Consider the following 18,284-nt stretch of genomic DNA (forward strand, 5'->3'; position numbering starts at 1 on the left):
GACTATGCCACAAATTGGATTCATTGGAACAGGAGTTATGGGAGCTGCAATCGTCAGAAATATGATGAAACAGGGCTTGAAAGTGAATGTCTATAATCGAACAAAGAGTAAAACCGATGAATTAGTACGAGAAGGCGCTGTTTGGCAAGATACTCCTGCGGCTATTACTGCAACGAGTGATATTATTTTTACGATGGTTGGATTTCCAAAAGATGTTGAGGCAATCTATTTTGATGAGAATGGTATTTTTTCACAAGATATTACGGATAAGATAATCGTTGATTTAACTACAAGTACCCCAACATTGGCTAAAAAAATAGCAATAAAGGCAAATGAATTAGGTGGTGCTGCTTTAGATGCTCCTGTATCAGGAGGGGATCTAGGGGCTAAAAATGGCACATTAACGATCATGGTTGGTGGGGATCAAGTAGCTTATGAGCAAGTACTGCCGATTTTTAAAACTTTCGGAAAAACTTTTACGTTACATGGTACATCAGGAAAAGGACAACATACTAAAATGGCTAACCAAATCATGATCGCAGGAACTATGACAGGGATGACTGAGATGATGGTCTATGCTAATAAAGCCGGATTAGATTTGGATAAGGTCATTGAAACGTTATCTGGAGGAAGCGCGGCTAATTGGTCATTAAGTAACTATAGTCCAAGAATCTTAAAAGAAAATTATTCACCAGGCTTTTTTGTAAAGCATTTTATAAAAGATTTAAAGATCGCCTTAGATGAAGCTGAGAAAATGGATCTCGAGTTACCATCGACTAAATTAGCAACTGAACTCTATGAAAAGCTTGCGAATAAAGGATTTGAAAACGATGGAACACAAGCTCTTATCAAACTATGGTGGGCAGATGGAAAGCAACCGACTCCGAAAGATTAAAGAACAGCAAAAAAATTAAAAAAAATGACGAAAAATCATGCAAGAAAGACAATGTTTTGATACAATGGTACAGAACTAGTTTTTAAAGGGAGGCCCATTTATGAAACATTCACAACTTGTGGCGATTATCAAGCGACTTGAAGCGATGATTGAAGCAACAGACAATGAAATTCAAGTTCGTCGTTTTGAACGCGAAGGTGCAGAAAAATGTATCGTAACGTATGATAAATCAACTGAAACATTTGAATTAACGGAAACTGATTCTCAACAAAGCTATCAATTTGATAATATTGATATTGTTGCGATGGAAATTTATGATTTAATTCAATAATCAAGTAAATTTCAGTAAGTATTTAACAAAATTAATAAAAATAATCAAAAATCCTGTGGCGTACAAATTTGTACGCCACAGGATTTTTTTATTTATGCAGTTTTTAATTCAAGAAAGATTGTCTTGATAGGTTGTATGGCTGTTGGGAATTCTTGTTTGCTCACAATACATAAGTGAAGGAGGGGGGTGACAAAATCCTGCTCATAATCTTTTTTATTGGAAATAAAAAATAGTTTGATGTTCAAAGCAAAATAAATGATACTAAATTCAATGTAAATGGTTAAACATTTTTCAAAAGTAAAAAGAAAATATTAAGTCGGAATTTCCCTTTTTATCAAGGAAAACTAACTAATTCGATTCATTTTTTGATTAAGAAAAATTTAAAAACTAAATATTTTACTTGCAATCTTTTTTTATATGCGATATAGTTTGAACATCAAATGATTTGATAATCAAAGTATATGGATGGTGCACACAAATGGAACCTAATTTAGAAACAGTCAATGATTATCTTGTCAGTGTCTTTAACGATATTTTGACGATTGAAGAATCTGAATTGAAGAAATCACAATTCAATGACTTATCCATTACTGAAATGCACACAATCGAAGCAATTGGAATGTATAGGAAAAAGACTTCTTCGGAAGTTGCCAAAGAGTTATCGATCACTGTTGGAACATTGACCGTAGCAATCAATAATCTTGTGAAAAAAGGTTATGTTGAACGCATACGAAGTGAAGATGATCGCCGAGTAGTTAAGTTAGGGCTAACCAAAAAAGGAAAATTACTTTTTCGTGTTCATCAGCATTTCCATAGAGAAATGGTCAAGACAATTTTAAGCGGAATGGATAAAGCAGAAGAACAAGCTTTATTAAAAGCATTGAAGAATCTTCATGATTTCTTAAAGGAATATAAATAAAAGTGAGGACCAAGATGAATCAACATGCAAAAATAACTTGTACGAGCCGTTATGTTCCTGAAAATGCAGTATCCAATGATCAACTTTCGACAATGATGGATACTTCTGATGAATGGATTTCTAGTCGAACAGGTATACGTTCAAGAAATATTGTTACTAACGAAAATACTTCGGACTTATGTATTAAGGTAGCTGAAAAGCTATTAAAAAAATCGGGGAAGAATGCTGAAGATTTGGATTTTATCCTCGTGGCAACTATGACACCAGATTACGGCACCCCTTCAGTAGCATGCCTTGTTCAAGGTAGTATCTCGGCTACTCAGGCGCTTGCTTTTGATATCAGCGCAGCTTGTACTGGTTTTGTCTATGCATTAAGTATGGGTGAGAAATTGATTCGTACTGGAAAGAGATTTGGTATGGTCATCGGCGGTGAAACATTATCTAAAGTCCTTGATTGGGATGACCGTAGTACGGCTGTATTATTTGGTGATGGAGCAGCTGGTGTATTATTAGAAGCAAGTGATGAAGAGCATTTTTTAAACGAAAAACTGCAAGCTGATGGACAAAGAGCTAAATCATTAACTTCTGGTTATTTAGAAAACAAGAGTCCTTTTTATACTGGAACATCTGAAAGCTCTGGTTATCTACAAATGGCAGGTAGAGATATCTACGATTTTTCATTGAATGATGTAACGAACAATATTCGGGAAATTGTAGAAGATGATGTAGACTATCTATTGTTACACCAAGCAAATAAACGTATCATCGAAAAAATATCGAAAAAACTTAAAGTTCCAAGAGAAAAATTTCTCACAAATATGGAACATAACGGCAACACCTCTGCTGCAAGCATCCCGTTATTACTGGATGAATCAGTAGAAAAAGGAGTGCTTCAATTAGGCTCCAAACAAAAAATTGTGTTAACAGGCTACGGCGGCGGTTTAACGTGGGGTTCGATCCTCTTAACGCTGTAAAACTGTAACTATATAAACTAAAAAAAGAAAATTATTGGAGGAATATACACATGGTATTCGAAAAAATTCAAGCAATTATTGTAGAAGAATTAGGTAAAGAACCTGAGGAAGTAAAATTAACAACAAACATTCAAGAAGAATTAGATGCGGATAGCTTAGACCTATTCCAAATCATCAATGAAATTGAAGATGCTTTTGATATAAAAATCGAATCTGAAGATGGTATTACAACAGTTCAAGATTTAGTAACATATGTAGAAAAACAAAAAGCATAATAATCATAGCGATTAGGTAAAATAAAAAGTTGGATGAGCCAGGCTCTGTGCGATTCTCAACAATTGCTGAAGAGCCTGGCTTTTTAACACTGCTCGTTGGAATTAGAAAGGCTGGTACTAAACTTACAGAGTTTTGTTCCAGTCCTTTTTTGATTAATTATTCTATAGTTTGAAGGATGTAATTTATGCAATCAAAGATATGTGAACTGATCGGAATTGAATATCCAATTTTTCAAGGCGGCATGGCTTGGATTGCAGATGCTTCTTTGGCAGGAGCTGTTTCTGAAGCTGGTGGGCTTGGAATCATCGCAGGTGGTAATGCGCCTAAAGAAGTCGTTCAAGCTGAAATCAAAAAAATCAAAGAAATCACAGATAAACCGTTTGGAGTCAATATTATGTTACTTTCACCATTTGCGCAGGACATCGTGGATTTAGTTTGTGAAGAAAACGTACCAGTAGTTACAACAGGCGCGGGTAATCCTAGCAAATATATGGCTCGTTTTAAAGAACATAATATTAAAGTAATTCCAGTGATTCCTTCAGTTGCATTAGGTGCCCGAATGGAAAAAATAGGAGCAGATGCAGTCGTTGTTGAAGGAATGGAAGCTGGGGGACATATTGGCAAATTAACAACAATGAGTATTGTACCGCAAGTTGTAGACGCATTGACAATTCCAGTAATTGCTGCAGGTGGTATTGGCGATGGTCGTGGAATGGCAGCTGTATTGATGTTAGGAGCAGATGCTGTTCAAGTTGGCACACGTTTTTTAGTCGCAAAAGAATGTACGGTACATGAAAATTATAAAGCTAGAATCATCAAAGCAAGAGACGTAGATACAACAGTTACGTGTCAACATTTTGGACATGCAGTGCGGGCAATCAAAAATAAGTTGACCAATGAATATGATCGATTAGAAAAAATCGAACTGAAAAAGAAGGAGCCAAATCTTGTTCAATTTGATGAATTAGGGCAGGGTGCTTTGCGTAAGGCAGTTGTAGAAGGTGATGTGGATCATGGATCGATCATGGCTGGACAAATTGCAGGACTTGTAAAAAAAGAAGAAACAGCAAAAGAAATTATTGAATCATATATTAATGAGACAAAAGAAGTTATGGCAGCTGAATGTAGTCGCTGGTTGTAATAGAGTGTCTTTTGATGATGAATTTTAAATATATTTAGCTTCGCAGGCTAGCCTTTCGGAAAAAAGATAAAACTTGAATGAGGTAAAACACACCTCAATCATGTTTTGCTATTTTTCTGTCAAGGCTGAACGAGCTTGCTGCGCTTTTAAAACTATCTAGCTTCATGAGCTAGTCTCTCAGAAAAAATATAAAACATGAATGAGGTGAAGAGCACCTCATTCATGTGTTCCTATTTTTCCGTCGAGACTAAACAGCTCATTTAGCTTTTAACGTAAGGAGTAAAGTAATGAAAACAGCATTTGTGTTTAGTGGGCAAGGTGCTCAGTATATTGGCATGGGCAAGGAATTGTTTGAGCAAGAGAGTATTGTTCAAGAAACATTTCAAGAAGCGAGTGATGTTCTAGGGTACGATATGGCAGAACTTTGTTTTACTGAAAATGACCAACTAAATGAAACGATGTATACGCAGCCAGCCATATTGACCGTCAGTATTGCTTTTTATCGTCTTTTACAATCTAAGGGCTATCAGCCAGATATTGTGGCAGGGCTAAGTTTAGGAGAGTATAGTGCGCTAGTGGCTAGTGGTGCGATTTCATTTAAAGAAGCCGTTCAATTAGTTGCTAAAAGAGGCAAGTTCATGGCTGAAGCTGCACCAACTGGTACTGGTAAAATGGTTGCAGTGATGAATGCTGAACGTTCATTGATTGAAAAATGCTGCCAAGAGGCAAGTAGCCTAGGTATCGTTTCTCCTGCAAATTATAATACACCTCAGCAAATCGTGATTGGCGGAGAAACGCCTGCAGTTGATAAAGCGGTGGAATTATTAACAGAAGCAGGTGTGAAGCGGATGATTCCTTTAAAAGTAAGTGGTCCTTTTCATACCGCATTATTAAAGCCAGCTTCTGAAAAACTAGCGATTGAACTAGAAAAAATAAATTTTGCAGAAATGACGATTCCTGTGATCAGTAATACTACAGCACAAGTAATGGAGCAAACAGAAATAAAAAGATTATTGGAAAAACAAGTAATGTCTGCTGTTCGTTTTGCTGATAGTATCGAAACAATCAAAAAAATGAATGTTGATGTAATTATAGAAGTTGGACCAGGTAAAACATTGACTGGTTTTATTAAGAAGATTGATAAAGAAATGAAAACAGCTCGTGTTGAAGATGAAAAAACACTATCTGAAACTGAAGCTCTTTTAAACGGGAGGTAACGAATGGAACTTAAAGGAAAAAACGTATTTGTTACAGGAAGCACACGAGGAATTGGTAAAGCTGTTGCTTTAGCTTTTGCTAAAGAAGGGGCAAACGTTGTACTTAATGGGCGTGGAGAAATCAGCTCTGAATTAATCGCGGAAATAGAATCTTTTGGTGTTAAATGCATAGGTATTTCTGGAGATATCGGCAGTTTTGAATCAGCAGGAGAAATGATCCAAGCCACAATAGATGGTTTAGGTTCGATCGATATCCTAATCAACAATGCAGGAATCACGAATGATAAATTATTATTGAGAATGTCAGAAGAAGATTTTACCAGTTGCATTCAAATCAATTTAACTGGAACATTCAATATGACACAACAAGCAATCAAACGAATGATGAAACAACGCAGTGGAAGAATCATCAACATGTCTAGTGTTTCCGGATTGATTGGTAATATTGGTCAAGCCAACTATGCTGCAAGTAAAGCGGGAGTCATTGGTTTTACAAAGTCAGTGGCAAGAGAAGTTGCTGCACGTGGAATCACATGTAATGCCATTGCACCAGGTTTTATCGAAACTGAGATGACAGATGTTTTATCTGATAAAGTCAAAGAACAAATGAATCAGCAAATTCCCTTACAAAAATTTGGTCAAGTAGAAGATATTGCAAATGCTGCTATCTTTTTGGCAAAAAGTCCATATGTTACAGGGCAGGTCTTGAATGTAGATGGTGGTTTAGTCATGCATGGCTAATTAAAAGTTTGAAAGGAGCGGTTGAATGAATCGCGTAGTTATTACAGGTTATGGTGTAGCATCCCCTATCGGGAACGATGCAGAAACCTTTTTAGAAAGTTTACAAACAGGAAGAAACGGGATTGGTCCGATTACTAAATTTGATGCAAGCGAAACGGGTATTACATTAGCTGCAGAAGTAAAAGATTTTCCTTTTGATAAGTACTTTGCAAAAAAAGATGCTAAACGGATGGATTTATTTTCCTTATTTGGTATCTATGCGTCTTTAGAAGCGATGGAAATGAGTAAACTAGATATCGAAGAAATAGATGTTGACCGTTTTGGTGTTATGGTAGGTTCTGGTATCGGCGGACTTCAAACGATTCAAGATCAAGTGACTCGAATGCGTGAAAAAGGTCCTAAAAGGGTAGCGCCTTTATTTATACCAATGGCAATTGGCAATATGGCGGCAGGTAATATTGCTTTGCGTGTTGGAGCAAGAGGAACTTGTACGGCAACAGTCACTGCTTGTGCTACGGCGAATAATTCGATTGGTGAAGCTTTTAGAAATATCAAACATGGATATTCAGATGTGATACTAGCGGGAGGAACTGAGGCCTCAATTACAGAAATCGGGATTGCAGGTTTTGCTTCATTAACAGCTGTTACTTCCGAGGAAAATCCAAATAGAGGATCGATTCCTTTTGACAAAGACCGCAGTGGATTTGTAATGGGTGAGGGAGCTGGGATTTTAGTTCTAGAAACTTTGGAACATGCTCAAAAAAGAGGAGCTAAAATTTTAGGTGAAATCGTTGGGTATGGATCAAACTGTGATGCGTATCATATGACTTCTCCAAGACCAGACGGAAGTGGTGCAGCCAAAGCGATAAAATTAGCGATCGAAGAAGCTGCTATTGATTCTGCCAAAGTTGGTTATATCAATGCTCATGGAACAAGTACACCATCAAATGATGTTGCAGAGACTAAAGCAATTCAAACCGCATTAGGAGAAGCATCTAAAAATGTTCGTGTCAGCAGTACGAAAAGTATGACTGGTCATGCGTTAGGTGCAACTGGTGGTATTGAAGCAATTGCAACATTGAATGCATTACAGCACCAATTTATTCCACCAACCATCAATATTGATCAACTTGATGAGGCCATCGAAATTAATATTGTCACAAATGAAAGTCAAAAACATGAATTTGATTATGCACTAACAAATTCTTTCGGCTTTGGTGGTCATAATGCAGTACTTTGTTTAAAACGTTGGGAGGATTAAGATGAATATCAATGAAGTAAAAGAATTATTAACGCAATTTGACGAATCGACATTAACTGAATTTGATCTTAAAGAAGGTTCGTTTGGTCTTTACATGAATAAAAATAAAGTGTCACAAAAAGCATCTTCGGGTGAAGTAAAAGAAGTAGCTGAGAGAAATACGAACCAAGGCGCAACAGAGATCACGAGTCAAACGATCGAAGTAAAAGAAACAGTTGATGAAACTGTAAAAGCAGAGACAAAACCAGAAAACACAGAAGAAATCATCTCGCCAATCGTGGGTATTGTGTATTTGAAACCGGCACCTGATAAAGAAAACTTTAAACAAGTTGGGGATTCGGTGAAAAAAGGGGATGTCGTTTGTATAGTTGAAGCGATGAAACTTATGAATGAGATTACGGCAACAGTTGATGGTGTGATTACAGAAGTCTTGATACAAAATGAAGATGTTGTTGAATTTAATCAACCACTTTTCCGCGTATCTAAGGGAGTGTAATGATGAATATTGAAGAGATCAAAGAAATTATCCCCCATCGTTATCCTTTCCTACTGTTAGATACAGTTGAAGAAATCGTTGTGGGTGAAAAAGTTATCGCAAAGAAAAATGTTACGATCAATGAACCTTTTTTTCAAGGCCATTTTCCTGGAGAACCTGTTATGCCAGGTGTTTTGATTCTTGAAGCGCTTGCTCAAGCAGGAGCTGTAGCATTATTGTCTATGCCTGATTTTAAAGGCAAGACAGCCTATTTTGGCGGTATCGATAAAGCCAAATTTAGACAAAAAGTTGTTCCAGGTGATACGTTGATGTTAGAAGTAGAAATTATGAAAGTAAAATCAATAGCCGGCATCGGCAAAGGAACTGCGACTGTGAACGGGAAAAAAGTAGCGGAAGCAGAATTGACCTTTATGATTGGATAGGTGAGCTATGTTTTCAAAAGTTTTAATTGCAAATAGAGGAGAAATCGCAGTTCGGATCATTCGAGCATGTCGTGAATTAGGTGTGCAGACCGTTGCGGTATACTCCGAAGCAGATAAAGAAGCATTACACACACAGCTTGCAGATGAGGCTATTTGTATTGGGCCAGCGAAAGCGGCCGATTCATATTTAAATGTACAGAGTGTACTAAGTGCAGCGATCGTGACCAATGCTGAAGCAATCCATCCTGGTTTTGGATTTTTATCTGAAAACAGTCAATTTGCGGCAATGTGTGAAGAATGCAATATTACATTTATTGGCCCAAAAGCAGCAACAATTGATGCGATGGGGAATAAAATCAATGCACGTGAATTGATGCAAAAAGCCAACGTTCCAGTTATTCCCGGAAGTACTGGTGTGATCAGTTCTGTTGAAGAAGCTTTAACGATCGCCGATAATATCGGTTACCCAGTTATGTTGAAAGCAGCAGCTGGTGGTGGTGGTAAAGGGATCCGAAAAGTAATGAGCAAAGAAGAACTACCCCAACATTTTACCTCAGCACAGCAAGAAGCAAAAGCGGCTTTTGGCAATGATGATATGTACTTAGAAAAAATTATTTATCCAGCCCGTCATATTGAAGTTCAAATTTTAGGTGATCAATATGGGCATGTGATTCATTTAGGGGAACGTGATTGTTCTTTACAAAGAAATAATCAAAAAGTTCTTGAAGAATCGCCATCAATCGCGATTTCTCCTGAGAAACGTCAGTTAATAGGTGAAACGGCCGTACGTGCAGCTGAAGCCGTTCATTATGAAAATGCTGGAACGATTGAATTTTTGATGGATAAATCGGGTGAATTTTATTTTATGGAAATGAATACTCGGATCCAAGTTGAGCATCCTGTTACAGAAATGGTTACGGGAATCGATCTTGTTAAAGCACAGTTGAAAGTGGCTTCTGGTGAAGAATTACCATACACACAAGAAGATATTACGATCACAGGCCATGCAATCGAATGCCGAATCAATGCTGAAAATCCTGCTTTTAATTTTGCTCCTTCTCCTGGGAAAATCAAAAACTTGTTGCTTCCAAGCGGAGGAATGGGATTAAGGGTAGATAGTGCCATGTATTCAGGATATACGATTCCACCTTTTTATGATTCGATGATCGCTAAAGTGATTGTCCATGGCAATGATCGAATGGATGCGTTGATGAAAATGCAGCGGGCGCTAAACGAAATCGTAACAGATGGTATTATCACAAATTCAGAATTTCAGCTAGATTTGATTACTCATAAAAATGTGTTAGCTGGCGATTATGATACGAGTTTTTTACAAGAAACATTTTTACCAAATTGGAAACCAGAAAGCGATAATTAAAAAGGAGCAGGTGTATGGCTTTATTTAAAAAGAAAAACTACATTCGAATCAATCCGAATCGCGCGGGCGACCAATCTTCTGTAAAAAAACCTGCAGTTCCAGATAACATGTGGGCTAAATGTCCTTGTTGCAAACGTACGCTATATACAAAAGATATGGGGGCAGAAAAAGTCTGCCCTTATTGCGGTTATAGCTTTAGAATTGGTGCATGGGAACGACTTGCATTGACGGTAGATGAGAAGAGTTTTGAAGAGTGGGATACAGATTTAGTTACGAAAGATCCCTTAGATTTTCCAGACTATTTGGATAAAATTGCCAAGATGCAAGAAAAAACAGAATTACATGAAGCCGTTTTAACTGGGAAAGCTAAGATAGATGATCAAGAGATCGGTATCGGTGTGATGGATGCTAATTTTATTATGGGAAGCATGGGAACCGTTGTGGGTGAGAAAATTACTCGTCTGTTTGAACGAGCAACGGAACAACATTTACCGGTGATTATTTTTACTGCCTCAGGTGGAGCAAGAATGCAGGAAGGGATTTTTTCTCTAATGCAAATGGCTAAAATTTCTGGTGCGCTTAAACGTCATAGCAATGCAGGATTGCTTTATATCACAGTGCTAACTGATCCCACAACAGGTGGCGTTACAGCTAGCTTTGCGATGGATGGTGATGTTATAATAGCCGAGCCGCAAAGTTTGATTGGGTTTGCTGGCCGTCGAGTGATTGAGCAGACGATCCGTCAAGAGTTACCGGATGATTTTCAAAAAGCAGAATTTCTACTGGATCACGGATTTGTCGATAAGATTGTTCCAAGAAATCAATTGCGGGAATCATTGAGTAAATTAATAAAGATTCATACGATGAAAGGGTGGAAATAGCGATGGAAAAAACTGCTAATGATATTGTCACCTTAGCTCGTGCACAGGATCGTTATACGACGTTAGAATATATTGCTGCAATTTTTGATGATTTTATGGAATTTCATGGGGATCGTTACTTTGGAGAAGATTTAGCCGTAGTTGGTGGTGTTGCAACGTTGGAAGACAAACCTGTGACGGTAGTCGGGATTCAAAAAGGACGTAACTTACCTGAAAATATCGAACGAAATTTTGGGGCACCTCATCCAGAAGGTTATCGTAAAGCGTTACGTTTGATGAAGCAGGCAGAAAAATTTAGCCGTCCAGTTGTTACGTTTATCAATACAGCAGGAGCATATTGCGGTATTGAGGCAGAAGAACGTGGTGAAGGTGAGGCAATTGCTAGAAATTTGATAGAGATGTCTGATTTAAGCGTGCCGATCATTGCCATTATTATTGGCGAGGGCGGAAGCGGCGGTGCATTAGCTCTTGCATTAGCTGATGAAGTTTGGATGTTGGAACATACGATTTATGCAGTACTTTCACCAGAAGGTTTTGCTTCGATTTTATGGAAAGACGGTAGTCGGGCTAAAGAAGCAGCAGAATTAATGAAAATCACTGCGACAGAATTAAAAGAATTAACGATTATTGATCGAGTGATTCCAGAAGAAATGAACGGTGAAGTATTGGAACAACCGAAAATCAATCGAATGATTCAAAAAGCACTTATTAGTAAGTTTTCTGAACTATCTCAATTAGAAACAGATGTGCTGTTGGAAAATCGTTATCAGCGTTTTCGTAAATATTAAACAACGATAGAAAATGGAGCAAGCTTATTGGGGCTTGCTCCATTTTCTTGTATTATTATCAATTAGTATAAACTTCTGAAATTGACCAAACAAAACCAAAAGGATCTTTGATATTTGCCACTTTAAATTTATTTGGTACGACAGTAATAGGCATTTCTAAAATACAGCCTGCAGCTAATGTTTTTTCAACAAGTTCTTCTACATTATTACAAATCAATTGGATACAAACGGGCGTATCTTTTAAGGTCAAAGGTGATTTACCACCATTTTCTGGTTGTTCATCGGCTAAAGCGAAGAGGCTTTCTCCAATACTGAAACGACCGGATTTCATTGTGTCTGTAGTAGTTAATTCTATTTTCTTTGCATCGAATATTTTTTCATAAAGTGTCATTGCTTTTTCTGTGTCAGGTACAAAAAGATTGAGGGAAGCTTTTTCTATTTTAACGGTCATTAGGTTTCCTCTTTTCATTGGTTTGAAAAAGTTTATCACAAAATTTGTTAAAGAGACAAAATCATGTTTGCTCTGTCATTTGCTCGTCATTGAATCTTATGAAAACTTATGATAAGCATTTATAGAAATTTTTAGGGAAATGCAGTATAATACAAATTGGAGGAGTGCTAGCTTAGTACTCCTTTCACTATGAAAAAGTTCATCGTGAAGATGAGAGGAGTTACTATGTTTTCAAAATTCAAACCAACTTGGATGGTTGATGCGATTTATAAAATCACACCGAACCAATTAAAAAAATTAGGGGTCAAAGCCGTATTGACCGATTTGGACAATACCTTGATTGCTTGGGATAATCCAGACGGGACCGAAGAATTACTGACATGGATTCTGGAAATGAAAAATGCCGGAATTCCAGTTGTGGTCGTTTCAAATAATAAATCCAGCCGCATAAAACGCGCAGTTGAGAAATTTGATCTAGAATATGTATCTAGAGCGTTGAAACCCTCGACAAGAGGATTCAGAGAAGCAGAGAAAAAATTAAATATGAAACCAGAAGAGTTAGTAATGGTCGGTGACCAGATCATGACTGATATTCGAGGAGCTAATGCTGCCGGAATCAGGAATATTTTAGTTCGTCCTATAGTTGACACGGATGGATGGAATACTAGAATCAATCGATTCTTTGAACGAAAAATCATGAAACATTTAGCGAAGAAACATCCAGATATGATATGGAAAGGCGGACTAGAATGAGCGAGCAAGAAGCAATCCATTGCATCGGTTGTGGTGCAATCATTCAAACAGCTCAGCCAGATGAACTAGGCTATACGCCAAAGGCTGCTTTTGAGAAGGGGATGGAGACAGGGGAAGTTTATTGCCAACGCTGTTTTCGTTTAAGACATTACAACGACATTCAAGATGTTCATTTGACAGATGATGATTTTTTACGTTTATTAAATGAGCTGGGTAAAGAAGACGCTTTGATCGTGAACGTTGTCGATATTTTTGATTTTAACGGTTCATTGATTCCGGGACTACATCGTTTTATTGGGGATAATCCAGTATTGATGGTAGGAAACAAAGTCGATATTCTCCCAAAATCATTAAAGAAACCTAAAATGATTCAATGGATGAGAGAGCGAGCACATGAAGAAGGCTTACGTCCCGTTGATGTTTTACTGACTAGTGCCAAGAAACCTCATGAAATGGAAAACTTACTTGAAACGATCGAAAAATATCGTGACGGTAAGGATGTTTATGTGGTTGGTGTGACAAATGTTGGGAAATCAACGTTGATCAATCAAATCATTAAGCAGACTGCTGGCGTTCAAGATGTTATCACAACGTCGCAATTTCCAGGAACGACATTAGATAAAATTGAAATTCCTTTGGATGATGGACATTTTTTGATCGACACACCAGGGATCATTCATCGTCATCAAATGGCGCATTACCTAGGTAAAAAAGATTTAACAATCATTGCGCCACAAAAAGAAATCAAACCAAAAGTATATCAGTTGAATGCTGAACAAACGCTATTTTTAGGTGGCTTAGCTCGTTTTGATTTTGTTCAAGGGGAACGTAGTTCATTTATTGCCTATGTATCAAATGATTTATCGATTCATCGTACTAAATCAGCGACAGCAGATGCTTTTTATGAAAAACATGTTGGTGGATTATTACAACCGCCACGTCTAGATGAAGTCGCAGATTTTCCTGATTTGGTTCGTTTTGAATTTTCGATCAAAGAAAAAACAGATATCGTATTTGCCGGACTTGGGTGGATCACGGTAACAGAACCGTGTGTAGTTGCTGGCTTTGCACCTAAAGGCGTAGATGTTTTAAGAAGAAAAGCGTTGATTTAATCATAAGTGAGAACAGAGAGAAGGAAAATTAGTGGATTTAAGAGGAAAGCAAAAGCGTTTTTTACGTAGTCAAGCGCACCATTTACAACCGATTTTTCAAATTGGTAAAGGCGGCTTGAATTCTGCGATGGTGGTACAAATTAATGAAGCGTTGGAAAAACGTGAATTGATCAAAGTCACATTACTACAAAATACCGATGAGATTGCTGAAGATGTAGCAGAAGCATTAAAGGCAGATATTCATTGCGATATCGTTCAAATCATTGGCCGTGTATTAGTTTTATTTAAACCATCATCTAATGAAAAATATCAAAAAATCTCTAAAGAAGTTAAAATAATTTAAAACTTGGAGGTAAGAAAAATGGGGACAAATACGAATGCAGCATTAAAAGCAGAAGTAATTGTGGAAGAAGCAGAGCTTTTTCAAAAGCGTAAACAGGTAGGAATTTTAGGCGGAAATTTTAATCCAGTTCATTTGGCTCATTTAGTGATGGCTGACCAAGTGCAACAACAGCTTGGGTTGGACAAAGTCTATTTGATGCCTACTTATTTACCGCCTCATGTAGATGAAAAAAAGACGATCGATAGTAAACACCGTTTAGCAATGTTGGAACTTGCAATTGCTGATAATCCTAATTTAGCTGTTGAACCCATCGAGTTGTTTCGTAAGGGAAAAAGTTATACCTATGACACGATGAAAGCTTTAACACAAAACAATCCAGATACAGATTACTATTTTATCATTGGCGGAGACATGGTAGAATATTTACCAAAGTGGCATAAAATCGATGAATTGATGACATTGACTAATTTTGTAGGTATCCGTCGTCCACATTATGGAACTGTTTCACCCTATCCGATTATTTGGGTAGATGTTCCCCAAATGGATATTAGTTCAACGATGATTCGGGAAAAAATCAAAAATGGTTGTTCTACGCGCTACTTATTGCCTAATAGTGTGATACACTATATAGAAGAGAAGGGGCTGTATGTAGATGGATTTTAGCGGAAAATATACGGCGTTTAAACGCGAAGAATTGATGCAGGAAGTCCAGATGCATATGAGTGAACGGCGCTTTCAACATGTTTTAGGTGTGGAAGAAATGGCTGTAGCTTTAGCCGCTAAATACGGTGCTTCCAAAGAAAAGGCAAGTATTGCAGCATTGACTCATGATTACGCCAAAGAACGTCCTGATGAAGAGTTTGAATTGATTATCAAACGAGACGGCTATGATCAGGATTTACTAAATTATGGCAATGCAATTTGGCATGGTCTTGTTGGTGCCAGTATGGTTCAAAGGGAACTAGGCATAGAGGATGAAGAGATTTTAGAAGCGATTCGTTTGCATACGACAGGTGCTGCTAAAATGAGTCTGCTTGATAAAATCATTTATGTTGCAGATTATATTGAACCAGGGCGCAATTTTCCTGGCGTAAAAGAAGCACGGAAAGTAGCTTTGGTTGATTTGGATGAAGCTGTTGCATATGAAACAAAGCATACATTACTGCATCTTATCGAACAAGAACAAAAAATTTATCCCAAAACAATTGAGACATATAATTATTGGGTTGTGGGAAAAGCTGAACAAAGCGTGTAGCTCTTTAGAAATTTAGGAATCTGAATGTGGAACGTTTATTGTTCCATGTGAAGATTGTCTAATTTCCTCAAGAGCTGCTTTGAGAGGCTGGATCAAGGAAAAGCTGAACAAAGCGTTTAGCTCTAAGTTAGAAAAAATTAAAAATTTTAATTAAATTATGGGAGGAAACCATCATAGATAGTCAACAGATTTTAGAAATCGCTGTAAAAGCAGCAGATTCAAAACGAGCAGAGGAAATTGTTGCTTTAGATGTGCATGAGATATCACTTTTAGCAGATTACTTTATGATTTGCCAAGCTACAAGTGAACGTCAAATCAATGCCATTGTGGAAGAAATTATTGAAAAAGAGGAAGAAGCAGATGTAGAAGTAAAACGTATCGAAGGAAAAGATGGCGGTAAATGGGTGTTAATCGATTTAGGTGATATTATTGTTCATGTATTCCAATCAGCAGAACGCGGCTTTTATAATTTAGAAAAACTTTGGTCAGATGCACCAATGGTCGATCTTCACGCTTGGGTCGAGTAATATGGCATATGAAACATTTGCTTTTGTTTACGATGAAGTAATGGATGATAGTCTTTACGATCAGTGGCTAGAGTTTTCTAAGCGTCACCTACCAGAAGGTAAAATGGATGTTTTAGAAATGGCTTGCGGTACTGGCGCTTTAGCTGTGAATTTTGCTAAAGCTGGCTTCACTGTTACCGCCTTAGATTTGTCAGAGGAAATGTTGATGATGGCTAGTAAACGTGCGGCAGAAGAAGAGGTTCATGTTCAATTTGTCCAGGGTAACATGATGGATTTATCTGAAATGGGGCAATATCATGCGATTACTTGTTTTTCCGATTCGCTGTGCTATATGGCCAATCGTCAGGAAGTCCAACAAGTATTTGATGATGTCTATCAAGCATTAGAAGAAGAAGGCGTCTTTATTTTTGACGTCCATTCTGTTTATCAAGTAGACAAAGTGTTTCCTGAATACAGTTACCATTACCAAACAGAAGAATTTGCCTTTTTATGGGATAGTTATCCTGGTGAAAAAGAGCATAGTATTGAACATTTTCTAACGTTCTTTGTAAAAGAGCATGAAAGTGACGAAGTATTTATCCGTCAAGATGAACTACATCAAGAACGTACTTACACAATGGAAAACTATTTGATGATGCTAGAAAGTGCTGGTTTTATAGATGTTTCCGTCTATGCAGATTTTACGGATGACGCACCAACAGAAGAAAGCAAACGCTGGTTTTTTGTTTGTAAAAAATAGTTTGAAAAATGAGCGGAGCAGAACTTTTTAAAGTTTTGCCTGCTCATTTTTCTTTTGTTTCAGTAATAAAATAAACATGGTATGATGGAGTTCTAATAGAAATGATCTGGATGAAGGAGAATAAAGATGAAAAGTTGCGGTATTATTGTGGAATACAATCCTTTTCATAATGGACATCTGTACCATGCAAAGATGGCACGAAAAATGAGTGGTGCAGAGGTTGTGATTGCTGTGATGAGTGGGAATTTCTTGCAACGAGGGGAACCTGCGATTATCGATAAATGGACACGAGCCAAAGAAGCATTGAATAACGGTGTCGATCTAGTTATTGAATTACCGTTTGCTTATGCTGTGCAATCAGCAGATTATTTTGCGGCAGGTGGAATCAAGCTGCTTCAGGCTTTACAATGTGACGCACTATCCTTTGGTACCGATAATCAGACTGAGATGGATTATGAACTGTTTGGGGATTTTGTGAATAAGAACCAAACAGAAATCGATCAATCGTATCAACAAATCAAAAATAATGGTATGAGTTATCCACAGCAGATGACAGAAGTTTTTCGTAAGCTTTATCCAAATAGCGGGTTAGATTTTTCTTCGCCTAATCATATTTTAGGGTTAAGTTATGCAAAAGAAAATGCCGCTTATGAAAAGCCGATGAGGTTGTATCCTTTGAAACGAGAACAAGCAGGCTATCATGATACCAACATATATCAAGAGTTTGCTAGCGCTACTGCAATTAGGAAAGCTGTATTTTCAGAGCAATTAGATCAAATCAAACAAGTACTGCCAGCGCAAGTAGCAATCGATTTGGCGAATTCAGCTACTGTTTCTTGGGAAGATTATTGGCCTTTATTAAAATATAAGTTGATCAGCAGCTCGATCACTGAATTAAAAGGAATTTACCAAATGAAAGAAGGCATCGAATATCGCCTACAAGAAGCGGCTAAGACTTCTGATTCTTTTCAAGTTTTTATGGAACAGGCAAAAACAAAACGCTATACCTGGACGCGCTTGCAACGACTGGCGACTTACATTTTAAATAATGTGAAACAACAGGAAATAGAAAACGCTTGGAATCAAAGCCATTTACAAGTTCTCGGTTTCACAGAGCAAGGGCAACGTTTTTTGCAAGAAGAAAAGAAGAATCTAGCATTGCCTCTTGTTACAAAAATGTCCAAGAGTTTAAAGTCTCAATTAGCATTAGATATCCGTAGCAATCAGCTTTATCAATTAGGTAATCACCGTGTTTCAGAACAAAGTTTCGGTCGTTTTCCAATTCGTATCTCTTAAAAGCAAAAAACACTTAACAAAAGTCCGTTTGCCAAGTATAATAAGAAAGGCACTACAATCGAAAATAATAATGAATGAAAGCGAAGTG

Annotated in this window: 23 protein-coding genes; 22 read left to right on the forward strand and 1 reads right to left on the reverse strand. The window is 37.3% G+C overall.

Annotated elements, in window-relative coordinates; all coding sequences use genetic code 11:
• The first annotated feature begins 4 nt into the window (after window positions 1-4).
• From IGL98_RS04250 to IGL98_RS04315, 14 genes are all read left to right on the forward strand, one after another.
• Window positions 5-895 (forward strand): NAD(P)-dependent oxidoreductase, encoded by an 891-nt coding sequence (locus IGL98_RS04250; protein WP_206846845.1) that lies wholly within the window; start codon window positions 5-7, stop codon window positions 893-895.
• 100 nt (window positions 896-995) lie between these two features.
• Entirely contained in the window at window positions 996-1,226 is a 231-nt protein-coding gene (locus IGL98_RS04255; RefSeq protein WP_069645514.1) for a YkuJ family protein, read from the forward strand.
• A 478-nt stretch (window positions 1,227-1,704) separates the two neighbouring features.
• Window positions 1,705-2,145 (forward strand): fatty acid biosynthesis transcriptional regulator FabT, encoded by a 441-nt coding sequence (gene fabT / locus IGL98_RS04260; protein WP_206911635.1) that lies wholly within the window; start codon window positions 1,705-1,707, stop codon window positions 2,143-2,145.
• 14 nt (window positions 2,146-2,159) lie between these two features.
• A complete protein-coding gene (locus tag IGL98_RS04265) occupies window positions 2,160-3,119 on the forward strand; it encodes a beta-ketoacyl-ACP synthase III (protein WP_206846848.1) in 960 nt (319 codons plus the stop codon).
• Between the two features lie 50 nt (window positions 3,120-3,169).
• Entirely contained in the window at window positions 3,170-3,394 is a 225-nt protein-coding gene (locus IGL98_RS04270; protein WP_010760445.1) for an acyl carrier protein, read from the forward strand.
• Between the two features lie 185 nt (window positions 3,395-3,579).
• Window positions 3,580-4,536, forward strand: a complete 957-nt coding sequence (gene fabK / locus IGL98_RS04275) for an enoyl-[acyl-carrier-protein] reductase FabK (protein WP_206911634.1) — start codon at window positions 3,580-3,582, stop codon at window positions 4,534-4,536.
• 287 nt (window positions 4,537-4,823) lie between these two features.
• Window positions 4,824-5,753: an ACP S-malonyltransferase gene (gene fabD, locus IGL98_RS04280; RefSeq protein WP_206846850.1), complete on the forward strand. Its 930-nt coding sequence runs from the start codon at window positions 4,824-4,826 to the stop codon at window positions 5,751-5,753.
• 3 nt (window positions 5,754-5,756) lie between these two features.
• Entirely contained in the window at window positions 5,757-6,494 is a 738-nt protein-coding gene (gene fabG, locus IGL98_RS04285) for a 3-oxoacyl-[acyl-carrier-protein] reductase (RefSeq protein WP_206846851.1), read from the forward strand.
• 25 nt (window positions 6,495-6,519) lie between these two features.
• Window positions 6,520-7,755: a beta-ketoacyl-ACP synthase II gene (fabF, locus tag IGL98_RS04290; RefSeq protein ID WP_206846852.1), complete on the forward strand. Its 1,236-nt coding sequence runs from the start codon at window positions 6,520-6,522 to the stop codon at window positions 7,753-7,755.
• Between the two features lies 1 nt (window position 7,756).
• Window positions 7,757-8,251, forward strand: a complete 495-nt coding sequence (accB, locus tag IGL98_RS04295; RefSeq protein ID WP_206846853.1) for an acetyl-CoA carboxylase biotin carboxyl carrier protein — start codon at window positions 7,757-7,759, stop codon at window positions 8,249-8,251.
• A gap of 2 nt (window positions 8,252-8,253) precedes the next feature.
• Window positions 8,254-8,673 (forward strand): 3-hydroxyacyl-ACP dehydratase FabZ, encoded by a 420-nt coding sequence (gene fabZ, locus IGL98_RS04300; protein ID WP_010765898.1) that lies wholly within the window; start codon window positions 8,254-8,256, stop codon window positions 8,671-8,673.
• A 7-nt stretch (window positions 8,674-8,680) separates the two neighbouring features.
• Window positions 8,681-10,051, forward strand: coding sequence for an acetyl-CoA carboxylase biotin carboxylase subunit (locus IGL98_RS04305; RefSeq protein WP_206846855.1), 1,371 nt, complete (start codon window positions 8,681-8,683; stop codon window positions 10,049-10,051).
• 14 nt (window positions 10,052-10,065) lie between these two features.
• Window positions 10,066-10,932 (forward strand): acetyl-CoA carboxylase, carboxyltransferase subunit beta, encoded by an 867-nt coding sequence (gene accD, locus IGL98_RS04310; protein ID WP_206846858.1) that lies wholly within the window; start codon window positions 10,066-10,068, stop codon window positions 10,930-10,932.
• 2 nt (window positions 10,933-10,934) lie between these two features.
• Window positions 10,935-11,720, forward strand: coding sequence for an acetyl-CoA carboxylase carboxyl transferase subunit alpha (locus IGL98_RS04315; protein ID WP_206846860.1), 786 nt, complete (start codon window positions 10,935-10,937; stop codon window positions 11,718-11,720).
• 58 nt (window positions 11,721-11,778) lie between these two features.
• Here the strand turns inward: IGL98_RS04315 and IGL98_RS04320 are convergent, their stop codons facing one another.
• Window positions 11,779-12,171 (reverse strand): VOC family protein, encoded by a 393-nt coding sequence (locus IGL98_RS04320; RefSeq protein WP_206846861.1) that lies wholly within the window; start codon window positions 12,169-12,171, stop codon window positions 11,779-11,781.
• Window positions 12,172-12,396: 225 nt separating this feature from the next.
• Between IGL98_RS04320 and IGL98_RS04325 the strand changes: the two genes are divergently transcribed.
• From IGL98_RS04325 to IGL98_RS04360, 8 genes are all read left to right on the forward strand, one after another.
• Window positions 12,397-12,924 (forward strand): YqeG family HAD IIIA-type phosphatase, encoded by a 528-nt coding sequence (locus tag IGL98_RS04325; RefSeq protein ID WP_069645502.1) that lies wholly within the window; start codon window positions 12,397-12,399, stop codon window positions 12,922-12,924.
• Window positions 12,921-14,036 (forward strand): ribosome biogenesis GTPase YqeH, encoded by a 1,116-nt coding sequence (gene yqeH / locus IGL98_RS04330; RefSeq protein WP_206846862.1) that lies wholly within the window; start codon window positions 12,921-12,923, stop codon window positions 14,034-14,036. The genes IGL98_RS04325 and yqeH overlap by 4 nt, the downstream gene beginning before the upstream one ends.
• 31 nt (window positions 14,037-14,067) lie before the next feature.
• Window positions 14,068-14,379 (forward strand): ribosome assembly RNA-binding protein YhbY, encoded by a 312-nt coding sequence (yhbY, locus tag IGL98_RS04335; RefSeq protein WP_206911633.1) that lies wholly within the window; start codon window positions 14,068-14,070, stop codon window positions 14,377-14,379.
• A gap of 18 nt (window positions 14,380-14,397) precedes the next feature.
• Entirely contained in the window at window positions 14,398-15,042 is a 645-nt protein-coding gene (locus IGL98_RS04340) for a nicotinate-nucleotide adenylyltransferase (RefSeq protein ID WP_206846863.1), read from the forward strand.
• Complete coding sequence (gene yqeK / locus IGL98_RS04345; protein WP_206911632.1) at window positions 15,032-15,634, forward strand: bis(5'-nucleosyl)-tetraphosphatase (symmetrical) YqeK; 603 nt, start codon at window positions 15,032-15,034, stop codon at window positions 15,632-15,634. Before IGL98_RS04340 ends, yqeK begins: the two co-directional genes overlap by 11 nt.
• A gap of 188 nt (window positions 15,635-15,822) precedes the next feature.
• Window positions 15,823-16,161 (forward strand): ribosome silencing factor, encoded by a 339-nt coding sequence (gene rsfS / locus IGL98_RS04350; protein WP_034682970.1) that lies wholly within the window; start codon window positions 15,823-15,825, stop codon window positions 16,159-16,161.
• A 1-nt stretch (window position 16,162) separates the two neighbouring features.
• Window positions 16,163-16,900 carry a class I SAM-dependent DNA methyltransferase gene (locus tag IGL98_RS04355; protein ID WP_069645496.1) on the forward strand — a complete coding sequence of 246 codons (738 nt, stop codon included), beginning with the start codon at window positions 16,163-16,165 and terminating at the stop codon, window positions 16,898-16,900.
• A gap of 126 nt (window positions 16,901-17,026) precedes the next feature.
• Complete coding sequence (locus IGL98_RS04360) at window positions 17,027-18,196, forward strand: nucleotidyltransferase (protein WP_206911631.1); 1,170 nt, start codon at window positions 17,027-17,029, stop codon at window positions 18,194-18,196.
• The last annotated feature ends 88 nt before the right edge of the window (window positions 18,197-18,284 follow it).

Origin of the sequence: Enterococcus sp. DIV0840 (genome assembly GCF_050527835.1) — a bacterium.
Lineage (GTDB): Bacteria > Bacillota > Bacilli > Lactobacillales > Enterococcaceae > Enterococcus_L > Enterococcus_L ureasiticus.